Below are 11,885 nucleotides of genomic sequence, written 5' to 3'. Positions count from 1 at the left end.
ATAGATGTCGCTGTGGTTTCTGCGATGCCAGGAATTGAACGTAAGATGTCATACTCTGGTAAAGGCTGAGCTAGAGCTACCATGTCGTCTAAGACAACCTGTCTGTGCTCAGAAAGACGAAGCAATTCTTGAGCATAGTAACGAACCTCTTCAAGCATTGGGGAGATTTTCTTGACCGCACAAAAAGATTGTTTAGCGAGTTTTATAAGTTTATCAGTCAGGTAAGCAATATGCTTTTCAGAGATTCGTTTGGAGGTAGATTGACGGATAATCTTACACAATTCATTTTGAGATAGGTTTACTACAAACTCTTTGCATGGAAAAGCCATCACTAAATTCCAATATTGCTCTCCAGTTGGTGTGGATAAGAGATTTTCCAATTCAGGAAAGGTGACTTGTAAGACCTTGTGTAGACGGTTTTTAGCTCTAACAATGTCTTCTGTAAGATTTTGATAGAAACGGCTTAAATCACGCAGGTGTTGATAAACTTCTTCCTGCGCATAAGTTGGTTTACGATTGAGTATAAACTGAGAATGAGCCAACTTTTCAGCGTCAATTTTGTCTGTTTTACGAACTCGCAGACTGTCCAGTTGCTTCTTAGCTTCCAGAGGATTCAGCTGTGTATAAGCGTAGCCGTATTCCTCAAGAAAGGCTCGAAGACGCCGAGAATAGACACCAGTAGCTTCAAATATAATCTCAGGGTTATGAACAGTTTTCAAGTCATTCAAAAGACGATTGAAGCCAATGGCGTCATTGAGCATAGTGTATCCATGAATCTTTTCACCGTTGACTAAAATTGCCACCTCAGAACTTGCCTTACTCACATCAATCCCAAATACTGTACGCATGATATTACCTCTTTTGTCTTGAATAATTCCGTGTTTTAGTGATTTTATTTTCAATACGCGACGTCTAGCGTCCCACATACTTTGATCAAATTCCACCTAAAACAGGTGTCTTTCCAGTTTGTCAAGCGACGTCTAGCGCCAAAGAGCCCTACGACTTTACAAGACACCTCTACTTTAACATAAAGAAAAAGTAGTGAGTACTCTCTCCCGTCGGAGATTTTCTCACTACTAATCTTAGTATGTTTTCTACAACAAAATAGGCTCCATAATATCTATAGGGGATTTACCCACTACAAATATTATAGAGCCACTATAAAAAGCTAGAGTTCCACAATTGGGAATATCTAGCTTTTTTGTGGCTGAGAACTATTTTGTCGCAGACTTTTTTAAATGATTTTATAGGTAGAACTATCGGCCTAAACAGAAAAGACTTGCTAAGTTTTATGAAAGTAAGTATACTAGAAGGTAACAAGCGCTTTCAGCTAGTTGCTTTGGAGTTTATTTAGAAATTGAGAGGGAGTTATGGGGACTAGAAAATTTCGACTATTGATGTCCAAGTATGGTTTTAGCATTGCGATTATTCTGATAGAATTATTTGTAGTTTTTGCAGTCATTCTTTACATGAGCCAGATTGCTCCACTTGTTTGGGTTGCTCTTGTATTTCTTGTCAGCGTGGCGACTGTTTTAGCCATTGTCAATCGTTCTATGTCTCCTGAAAGCAAGGTGACGTGGTTGATTGTCACTTTTGTCCCTGTTTTTGGCCCCTTGCTTTATATCATGTTTGGTGAGCGTCGGTTATCAAAAAAGGAATTTAAACAATTACAGGAACTTCGTTCTATCACATCTCATGAAAAGCGCGAACATAGTCTTCATCAAGACATACAGAAAACTGATAAATCTGCCTACGGGATTATCAATGCCTTATTGCATATGGACAGTAATGCAGAAGTTTATGATCAGACAGACTCACAATTCTTTGCAAATGGTGAGAAAATGTGGCAACAGATGCTGGAGGATCTAAAGAGAGCTAAAAAATTTATTTTTCTAGAATACTACATTGTCGAAGAGGGATTGATGTGGGATAGCATGCTTGAGATTCTGGAAGAAAAGGCAGCTCAGGGAGTTGAGGTCAAGATGCTCTACGACGATATTGGTTGTATGGTGACCTTGCCGGGAGATTATACGGTTCATTTGCGGTCTAAAGGGATCGATGCTCATAAGTTTAATAAGGTGATTCCTCGTATGACGGTGGCCTATAATAACCGTGACCACCGAAAAATATTAGTCATTGATGGGCAGATTTCCTATACTGGTGGCATTAATCTTGCAGACGAATACATCAATCAGATTGAACGTTTTGGACATTGGAAGGATAGTGGAATTCGGATCGATGGTCCGGCGACTCAAGCCTTTACAAGACTATTTCTAATGAACTGGTATATCAACCGTGGAGAAATCAGTGATTTTGATCAGTATCATTTGGAAAATCAGACACGACCAGGTAGCGGTCTATGTATCCCATATGGAAGTGGACCCAAGCCTATCTATAGAATGAAGGTGGGTAAAATCGTCTATCAAAACCTGATTAATCAAGCGGAAGATTTTGTCTATATCACCACGCCTTATCTCATTATTGATTATGATTTGACAGAGGATATCAAAAATGCTGCTATGCGAGGCGTAGATGTGAGAATTATAACTCCATTTATCCCAGATAAAAAGCTCATACAGTTAGTAACTCGAGGTTCTTATCCTGATCTTTTGTCTGCTGGTGTACGTATCTACGAGTATACTCCTGGTTTTATCCATAGTAAGCAAATGATTGTTGATGATCGATTTGCGGTTGTTGGAACCATAAATCTTGATTATCGAAGCTTAGTTCACCACTATGAAAATGCAGTTTTATTATATGAAACACCATCGATTGTAGATATTCGTAAGGACTTTGAAGAAATTTTTGAAGAGTCGCAAGAAATTTTTTCTGGAACAATCAAGCCTACCTGGTATCAAACATTAATCAAAGAAGTAGCTCAGTTATTCGCCCCTATGCTTTAATCGAAAGAGCTAGTTCATCTGTATAATTAGAGAAAGAGAAGTTTTGCCGTCTCTTTTTCTGTAAGCAGTTTCCTTGACATCTTGTTTATTTTGCGTTATCATATGTCCATATAATATATGGGAGTCTGTGTACAGTCTGAGAGGAAGTGTTAAACTTCGACCGCACCTGATCTGGGTAATGCCAGCGTAGGGAACGAATACTTGGCCTAATTTTGCACCTTTTTCATATATGAAAGAGGTTTTTTCTTTTTTTACAAAGAAAAACTGTAACTTAGAAGGAGGTTTTAATGAAAGCAAGCATTGCTTTACAAGTCTTACCCCTGTCACAAGGGATTGACCGCATAGCCCTTATTGATCAAGTCATTGCTTATCTGCAGGCTCAAGGAGTGTCCATGGTGGTGACACCCTTTGAAACAGTTTTAGAGGGAGATTTTGATCAACTCATGCGCATTCTCAAAGAAGCACTAGAAGTAGCGGGTCAAGAGGCAGACAATGTTTTTGCCAATGTGAAAATAAATATAGGAGAGATTTTAAGTATCGATGAGAAACTTGAAAAGTATAATGAGACGGCAAATTAGTATGCTAGGATTTTTGGGTATCTTGTCTCTTTGGCAGTTAGCGGGATTGTTAAAACTCCTACCAAAGTTTATCTTGCCGACACCACTTGAAATCCTCCATTCTTTTGTTCGTGATAGAGAATTTCTCTGGTACCATAGCTGGGCAACCTTGAAAGTAGCCTTGTTAGGTCTAGTGTTGGGAGTCTTGATAGCCTGTATCATGGCTGTCCTTATGGATAGTCTGGGCTGGCTAAATGATTTAATTTACCCCATGATGGTAGTTGTCCAGACCATACCAACCATTGCCATAGCCCCTATACTGGTCTTGTGGCTAGGTTACGGAATCTTGCCCAAGATTGTCTTGATTATCTTGACGACAACCTTCCCTATCATCGTCAGCATTTTGGATGGTTTTAGGCATTGTGACAAGGATATGCTGACCTTGTTTAGTCTGATGCGAGCCAATCCTTGGCAAATCCTGTGGCATTTTAAAATCCCGGTCAGCCTGCCTTACTTTTATGCAGGTTTGAGGGTCAGTGTCTCCTACGCCTTTATCACAACAGTGGTATCCGAGTGGTTGGGAGGCTTTGAAGGACTAGGTGTCTACATGATTCAGTCCAAGAAACTGTTTCAGTATGATACCATGTTTGCGATTATTATTCTGGTATCGCTGATCAGCCTTTTGGGTATGAAGTTGGTTGATATTAGTGAAAAATATGTGATTAAATGGAAACGTACTTAAAATAGAGCGTTTTGGAAAAAGAAAAGAGGAAATAAAAATGAAGAAAACATGGAAAGTGTTTTTAACGATTGTAACAGCTCTTGTGGCTGTCGTGCTTGTGGCTTGTGGCCAAGGAACTGCTTCTAAGGATAACAAAGAAGCAGAACTCAAAAAAATTGACTTTATCCTAGATTGGACACCAAATACCAACCATACAGGACTTTATGTAGCCAAAGAAAAAGGGTATTTCAAGGAAGCTGGAGTGGATGTTGATTTGAAATTGCCACCAGAAGAAAGTTCTTCTGACTTGGTTATCAATGGTAAGGCACCATTTGCAGTGTATTTCCAAGATTACATGGCTAAGAAGTTAGAAAAAGGTGCAGGTATTACTGCCGTTGCAGCGATTGTAGAACATAATACATCAGGAATTATCTCTCGTAAGTCTGACAATATCAACAGTCCAAAAGACTTGGTTGGTAAGAAATACGGAACCTGGAATGATCCAACTGAGCTTGCTATGCTGAAAACCTTGGTAGAATCTCAAGGCGGAGACTTTGAGAAGGTCGAAAAAGTACCAAACAACGACTCAAACTCTATCACTCCGATTGCCAATGGCGTTTTTGATGCTGCCTGGATTTACTACGGTTGGGATGGAATCCTTGCCAAATCTCAAGGTGTGGATGCAAACTTTATGTATTTGAAAGACTATGTAAAAGAGTTTGACTACTACTCACCTGTTATCATCGCTAACAACGACTATCTGAAAGACAACAAGGAAGAAGCTCGCAAAGTCATCCAAGCCATCAAAAAAGGCTACCAATACGCTATGGAGCACCCAGAAGAAGCTGCAGATATCCTCATCAAGAATGCTCCAGAGCTTAAGGATAAACGTGACTTTGTTATCGAATCTCAGAAATACTTGTCAAAAGAATACGCAAGCGACAAGGACAAATGGGGACAATTTGATGCTGACCGTTGGAATACCTTCTACAAATGGGATAAGGAAAATGGAATCCTCAAGGAAGACTTGACTGATAAAGGATTTACCAACGAATTTGTAAAATAATGACAGAAATTAGACTAGAACACGTAAGCTATGCCTACGATGATGAAAAGATCTTAGAGGATATTAACCTGCAAGTGACTTCAGGTGAAGTGGTCTCTATCCTGGGACCTAGTGGTGTAGGAAAGACTACCCTCTTTAACCTGATTGCAGGCATTTTAGAAGTCCAGTCAGGGCGAATTGTACTTGACGGAGAGGAAAATCCCAAGGGGCGCGTGAGTTATATGCTACAAAAGGATCTACTTTTGGAACACAAGACCGTTCTTGGCAATATCATCCTGCCCCTCTTGATTCAAAAGGTCGATAAGGAGGAAGCCATTGCCCGTGCAGACGAAATCCTTGCTACCTTTCAGTTGACGGCTGTACGGGATAAGTATCCTCATGAGCTTAGTGGTGGAATGCGCCAGCGTGTGGCCTTACTCCGCACTTACCTTTTTGGGCACAAGCTCTTTCTTTTAGATGAGGCCTTTAGTGCCTTGGATGAGATGACCAAAATGGAACTTCATACCTGGTATCTTGATATTCATAAACAGCTAGGCCTGACGACACTCATCATTACGCATAGTATCGGGGAAGCCCTTAACCTTAGTGATCGGATTTATATCTTGAAAAATCGCCCGGGGCAGATTGTTGCTGAAATTAAACTAGATTGGTCTGAAGACGAGGACAAGGAAGTCCAAAAGATTGCCTACAAACGTCAAATCTTGGCAGAATTAGGCTTAAATAATTAGAAAGATAGGGAGTTGGTGAGGATTATTCATTACCAGCCCCTTTTTCTTTTAAAAATGAAAAAATTTCGGTATAATAGTCAAAGATAGTCAAGGTTTAAAGAGAGGTGGGTTTGTTATGAGACTTAAAAATACATCAGATCATATTGAGGCCTACATCAAGGCAATTTTAGATCAATCTGGTATTGTGGAGTTGCAACGGAGTCAGTTGGCAGATACTTTCCAGGTTGTTCCTAGTCAGATTAACTATGTGATTAAGACTCGTTTTACAGAAAGCAGGGGATACTTGGTTGAAAGTAAGCGTGGTGGTGGTGGCTACATTCGTATAGGACGGATTGAATTCTCAAACCACCATGAAATGCTCCGCGATTTACTGTATTCGGTGGGCGAAGAAGTCAGCCTAGTTATCTTTGAAGATGTTTTAAGACTCTTGTTTGAACAGGATTTAGTGACTCGTCAGGAGATGAATCTATTACTAGCGATGGCGACAGACCGGGTTTTAGGTGAGGATGCCAATCTTATCCGTGCCAATATGCTCCGGCAGTTATTACAAGAGGTAGATAGAAAAGGAAAATAGAACTAAATGAAATATTCAAAAGCATTGAAAGAATGTATAGACAGTGCCTTTCTGGTCGCAAGTCATTTTGGGGCAGAATACCTAGAGTCTTGGCACCTATTGATTGCTATGGCCAATCATAGTTACAGTGTAGCTGGGGCGACTTTAAATGAATTTCCCTATGAGATTGATCGTCTGGAGGAAGTTGCTGTAGAGCTGACTGAAACAAAGTATAGCGATAAGGAAAATTATCAGGAGTTGCCTTTTTCACACCGTTTGAAGGTATTGTTGTTGGAAGCAGAGCATGTAGCTTCTGTGGTGCATGCCAAGATTTTAGGAACAGAGCACGTGCTTTATGCTATCTTACATGATGGCAATGCCTTGGCTACTCGTATTCTAGAAAAAGCGGGATTTTCTTACGAAGATCAGAAGGATCAGGTCAAGATTGCTGGACTTCGTCGTAGTCTTGAAGCGCGTGCTGGTTGGACTAGAGATGATTTGAAGGCCCTTCGTCAACGCCATCGTACGGTAGCGGACAAGCAAAATTCTATGGCTAATATGATGGGCATGCCTCAGACACCAAGTGGAGGTTTGGAAGATTATACGCATGATCTTACAGAGCAAGCTCGCTCAGGTAAATTGGAACCAGTCATCGGGCGTGACCAAGAAATCTCTCGTATGATTCAAATCTTGAGCCGTAAAACTAAAAACAATCCAGTTTTAGTTGGAGATGCAGGTGTGGGTAAAACAGCGTTGGCACTTGGCCTTGCGCAACGTATTGCCAACGGAGATGTACCAACTGAGATGGCTAAAATGCGAGTTTTAGAGCTTGATTTGATGAATGTGGTTGCGGGAACTCGTTTCCGTGGAGACTTTGAAGAACGTATGAACAATATCATCAAAGATATCGAGGAAGATGGCAAGGTCATCCTCTTTATCGATGAGCTTCATACCATTATGGGTTCAGGAAGTGGGATTGATTCGACCTTGGATGCGGCCAATATCCTAAAACCTGCCTTGGCGCGTGGAACTCTGAGAACTGTCGGTGCGACTACTCAGGAAGAGTATCAAAAGCACATCGAAAAAGACGCAGCCCTTTCTCGTCGCTTTGCAAAGGTGATGATTGAGGAGCCAAGTTTAGCAGATAGTATGGCTATTTTGCAGGGCTTGAAAGCAACCTATGAGAAACACCACCATGTCCAAATTACAGACGATGCAGTCGAAACAGCTGTCAAAATGGCACATCGTTATTTGACGAGTCGTCATTTGCCAGACTCAGCAATCGATCTTTTGGATGAAGCGGCAGCAACAGTGCAAAATAAATCGAAACACGCTAAACAAGAAGAGTCAGGTTTAACACCAGCTGATAAGGCCTTGATGGATAGAAAATGGAAGCAAGCAGCTCAACTCATTGCAAAAGAGCAGGAAGTACCTGTTTATAAAGATGTAGTAGAAGAATCTGATATTTTGACTACCTTGAGTCGCTTATCAGGAATTCCTGTGCAAAAATTGACACAAACGGATGCCAAGAAGTATCTCAACCTTGAAGCTGAACTGCATAAACGTGTGATCGGACAGGAACAGGCTGTATCTAGTATCAGTCGTGCTATTCGCCGTAACCAATCTGGTATTCGTAGTCATAAACGTCCAATTGGATCCTTTATGTTCCTAGGACCGACAGGTGTTGGTAAGACCGAGTTGGCCAAGGCCTTGGCAGAAGTCCTCTTTGATGACGAATCAGCTCTTATCCGCTTTGATATGAGTGAGTATATGGAGAAATTCGCAGCCAGCCGTCTTAACGGAGCTCCTCCAGGTTATGTAGGTTACGAAGAAGGTGGAGAGTTGACCGAGAAGGTTCGCAATAAACCGTACTCAGTACTTCTCTTTGACGAAGTAGAAAAGGCGCACCCAGACATCTTTAATGTCCTCTTACAAGTCTTGGACGACGGGGTTCTGACAGATAGTAAAGGTCGCAAGGTTGATTTCTCAAATACCATTATTATCATGACGTCAAACCTTGGTGCAACAGCCCTTCGTGATGATAAAACAGTTGGATTTGGAGCTAAGGATATTCGTTTTGACCAAGAAAATATGGAAAAACGTATGTTTGAGGAGCTGAAAAAGGCTTATCGTCCAGAGTTTATCAACCGTATTGATGAGAAGGTAGTCTTCCATAGCTTGTCAAGTCAAGATATGCAGGAAGTAGTTAAGATTATGGTCAAACCATTGATTGCAAGCCTAGCAGAAAAAGGAATTGACTTGAAACTCCAAGCATCTGCCCTTAAACTTCTAGCTCAGCAAGGCTATGATCCAGAGATGGGGGCTCGTCCACTGCGCAGAACTCTGCAAACAGAAGTAGAAGACAAACTAGCAGAGCTTCTCCTTAAAGGTGAATTGGAAGCTGGCAAGACTCTGAAAATTGGTGTTAAAGCTGGTCAATTAAAATTTGAGATTGTTTAAAAATGTGAGGTTGAAACAGATTGTTTCAGCCTCTTTTTTGAAAAGTTGTTGCCCAAATAGCTACTTGGATTGTGCATTTATTTTAAGGATTTCAAAACAGAATTCTCCTGATCCGGTTTTGCATATCAAGTAAAAAATTCTTATCATGCAGCAATGTTTTTATAAAAAATAATAAAAAAGCATTGACAAACAGAAGAAGACAGAGTATGATATAAAATATAAAAATTTATAAAAAGGTTGAACAGATATGAAAAAGAGTATAGCGGTGGTTTTTGGCACCTTTGCTCCCTTACATCAAGGGCATATTGATTTAATCCAAAGAGCAAAACGTCAATGTGATGCTGTATGGGTGGTAGTTTCAGGTTATAAGGGAGATCGTGGTGAACAGGTGGGACTTACACTACAAAAGAGATTTCGCTATATTCGTGAAGCTTTTCGAGATGATGAGTTGACCTCTGTTTGTAAACTTGACGAAACCAATATTCCACGTTATCCAATGGGCTGGCAGGAGTGGTTGGATCAGATGTTACAGGCCATTTCCTATGACCAGACTGGACAGGAGCTTATCTTTTTTGTAGGAGAGTCCGAATACCAACAAGAATTGTCAAAACGTGGTTTTGAGACTGTTCTACAGGAAAGAAAATTTGGAATTTCGGCTACCATGATTCGAGAAAACCCAAGTAAATATTGGAAATATATCGCTCAACCTTTCCGCCGTCAGTTTACGAAAAAAGTGTTGATTATGGGAAGTGCTAGTAATGGTAAAACAACTCTAGCCAAGGATTTAGCTCGCTTCTATGATGCGCCAGTCAGTCTGGAATATGCTCGTGAGTATCAGATAAAAAATAATGTCCGCGATGATGAGCTTACCCCAAAAGATTATTATTACCTTCTTTTGGGGCAATATGACCAAACTTCCAAGTTAATCGATAGCAATGCCAATCGAGGCTTAGTCATTGCAGACACCAACTCATTGGTAACCAAGGGCTACTACGATTACTACATGGAAACTGAAGAGCAGGGGGACTTGTCCGTAGAGACCTTTGATAATCTATTCGTTTCCATCTTAGCCAAGGAAAAGTGGGATTTAATCCTCTTTGTGCAACCTGTTGGCTCTTATGTTAATGATGGTTTTCGAGACATGACCATGGCAGAAGACCATATCCGTCATAGTTTTTCTCAGCATTTGGATATGATGAGGGAGCAATATCTAGCTACTATCCCTCATGTTTATCTAGCTGATGATTATCTAGGAAATTATGAAGCAGCAAAAGTAGCTATCGATGCCATTTACCAAGCAGATTAGGAGAAGAAAATGAAAAAAATAACTAAAAAAATCACTCGATTTATCGCAAACTTTAAAAATGTTCACGCAGAAGCTCGTAAAATTGGTTTTGCAGGAGTTATGCGTTTGCTTTGGAAAGACCTCTTTGTGGGACGCAGTCTTTTCCAGTGGCTTTATTTGATTGCTTTATCAAGTGTCCCTCTTATTCTGGAGTTTACACAAAACACGGAAAGTCATGACTGGGTTGGTCTCTTGGCCTCTTGGACAGGGATTGTCTGCGTTATCTTGGTAGCTGAAGGTCGGGCAAGCAACTACCTTTTTGGAGCTATTAACTCTGCTATCTATTTGGTCCTAGCTATGAATGCTACTTTCTACGGAGAAGTTTTGACAACAGTTTATTTCTTTGTCATGCAGCCTATTGGCCTCTATACTTGGTTGTCTAATCGTATCAATGAGCAAGGAAAACCAGAGGAGTCTCACTTTGAAGCTAAGAAACTTGGTATGATTGATTGGCTCAAATATTTGGCTTTGACTGCTATCATCTGGATTGGCATGGGCTTTGCCTACCAAAGTATCCATAGTGCTCGTCCTTTCCGTGACAGTGTTACCGATGCGACCAATGGTGTTGGTCAGCTCTTGATGACACGTCTTTACCGTGAGCAATGGATTTTCTGGATTGCAACCAATCTCTTTAGTATTTACCTCTGGTGGGGTGAAAATATCCATATCCAAGGTATGTACTGGGTTTATACCATCAATAGTTTAGTCGGTTGGTACCAATGGACAAAAGCTGTCAAGGAGGGATAAGATGACTGAAAGGATAATCCCGGATGGAATGACAGAAAGAGAATATTTTGAAATTCATGCGACTGAGAAGGAATTTTTAGACTGGTACTGCAAACAGGATCTTCCTCAGTATGAAAAACCAAGCGTGACGGTGGATATGGTAGCTTATTGCTTTGTGGAAGGGAAAATCAAACTCTTGCTAATCCGTCGTAAGGCCCATCCTTATCAAAACTGTTTGGCTTTGGTCGGTGGTTTTATGGATAAGAGTGAAGATGCAAGGCATGCTTGCCAGCGTGAGGTGCGAGAAGAGGTTAACCTCGACCTTCCTTTGGAAAAAATCGAGCAGTTGATGACAGTGTCTACACCAGGCCGTGATCCGCGGGGCTGGACGGTTACTATCGCCCACTTGGTGTATCTACCTAGTCGAGCACTCGAACTCGTTCAAGCTGGAGATGATGCCAAGGATGTGGTTTTTGTCGATGTTGATTTTCAGACGGGCAAGTGCTTCCTAGAGGGACTAGAGTTGGAGGAGCACGCCTTCGCCTTTGACCATTATGCCATTATCCAAGAGTCTATTAAACGAATCCAAGGGCGTCTTGACTGGAATCCGACCTTCCTCTATCTGCTAGAGGAGGAGTTCACTGTCTATGAAGGGACCGAATTGGTCAATCTCATCAACCCAGGACGACCAATCGTCAGCAATAACTTTCTCGTAAAATACGGAGAATATGTAGAAGAAGTCGGGCTCAAACGAGTGCCTAAAAAGAAACCAAGAAAAACCTATCGATTAAAATAAAAAGATTGGGGACAGAAATCGATAGATCAA

11 protein-coding genes and 1 riboswitch are annotated in these 11,885 nt (G+C 41.0%); of the genes, 10 read left to right on the top strand and 1 reads right to left on the bottom strand.

Features of this window, described 5'->3' with window-relative positions; translation table 11 throughout:
- A partial coding sequence (locus O3658_RS06390; protein ID WP_371560150.1) for a transposase occupies positions 1-848 on the bottom strand: 848 nt, incomplete at its 3' end.
- A 522-nt stretch (positions 849-1,370) separates the two neighbouring features.
- On the opposite strand from O3658_RS06390, the gene cls reads away from it, so the two are divergent.
- The 10 genes from cls to O3658_RS06340 all read left to right on the top strand — a co-directional run bounded on the left by cls (position 1,371) and on the right by O3658_RS06340 (position 11,855).
- Positions 1,371-2,903: a cardiolipin synthase gene (cls, locus tag O3658_RS06385; protein WP_371560148.1), complete on the top strand. Its 1,533-nt coding sequence runs from the start codon at positions 1,371-1,373 to the stop codon at positions 2,901-2,903.
- A gap of 107 nt (positions 2,904-3,010) precedes the next feature.
- A riboswitch (TPP riboswitch) is annotated at positions 3,011-3,113 on the top strand.
- A 77-nt stretch (positions 3,114-3,190) separates the two neighbouring features.
- Positions 3,191-3,481: an MTH1187 family thiamine-binding protein gene (locus O3658_RS06380; protein WP_371560146.1), complete on the top strand. Its 291-nt coding sequence runs from the start codon at positions 3,191-3,193 to the stop codon at positions 3,479-3,481.
- Complete coding sequence (locus O3658_RS06375; protein ID WP_371560144.1) at positions 3,444-4,202, top strand: ABC transporter permease; 759 nt, start codon at positions 3,444-3,446, stop codon at positions 4,200-4,202. Before O3658_RS06380 ends, O3658_RS06375 begins: the two co-directional genes overlap by 38 nt.
- A 37-nt stretch (positions 4,203-4,239) precedes the next feature.
- Positions 4,240-5,247: an ABC transporter substrate-binding protein gene (locus O3658_RS06370; RefSeq protein ID WP_371560142.1), complete on the top strand. Its 1,008-nt coding sequence runs from the start codon at positions 4,240-4,242 to the stop codon at positions 5,245-5,247.
- Entirely contained in the window at positions 5,247-5,975 is a 729-nt protein-coding gene (locus O3658_RS06365) for an ABC transporter ATP-binding protein (RefSeq protein ID WP_371560140.1), read from the top strand. Before O3658_RS06370 ends, O3658_RS06365 begins: the two co-directional genes overlap by 1 nt.
- 115 nt (positions 5,976-6,090) lie before the next feature.
- Positions 6,091-6,549, top strand: coding sequence for a CtsR family transcriptional regulator (locus O3658_RS06360; protein ID WP_001237459.1), 459 nt, complete (start codon positions 6,091-6,093; stop codon positions 6,547-6,549).
- Between the two features lie 6 nt (positions 6,550-6,555).
- Positions 6,556-8,988 carry an ATP-dependent Clp protease ATP-binding subunit gene (locus O3658_RS06355; RefSeq protein WP_371560138.1) on the top strand — a complete coding sequence of 811 codons (2,433 nt, stop codon included), beginning with the start codon at positions 6,556-6,558 and terminating at the stop codon, positions 8,986-8,988.
- Between the two features lie 247 nt (positions 8,989-9,235).
- Positions 9,236-10,294, top strand: coding sequence for an AAA family ATPase (locus O3658_RS06350; protein ID WP_371560136.1), 1,059 nt, complete (start codon positions 9,236-9,238; stop codon positions 10,292-10,294).
- Between the two features lie 9 nt (positions 10,295-10,303).
- Complete coding sequence (gene pnuC, locus O3658_RS06345; RefSeq protein WP_371560134.1) at positions 10,304-11,080, top strand: nicotinamide riboside transporter PnuC; 777 nt, start codon at positions 10,304-10,306, stop codon at positions 11,078-11,080.
- Position 11,081: 1 nt separating this feature from the next.
- Positions 11,082-11,855, top strand: a complete 774-nt coding sequence (locus O3658_RS06340; protein WP_371560132.1) for an NUDIX domain-containing protein — start codon at positions 11,082-11,084, stop codon at positions 11,853-11,855.
- Positions 11,856-11,885 lie beyond the last annotated feature (30 nt).

It is taken from the genome of Streptococcus sp. 27098_8_69 (assembly GCF_041432445.1).
Lineage (GTDB): Bacteria > Bacillota > Bacilli > Lactobacillales > Streptococcaceae > Streptococcus.
This window is presented reverse-complemented; position numbering and strand designations above follow the sequence as displayed.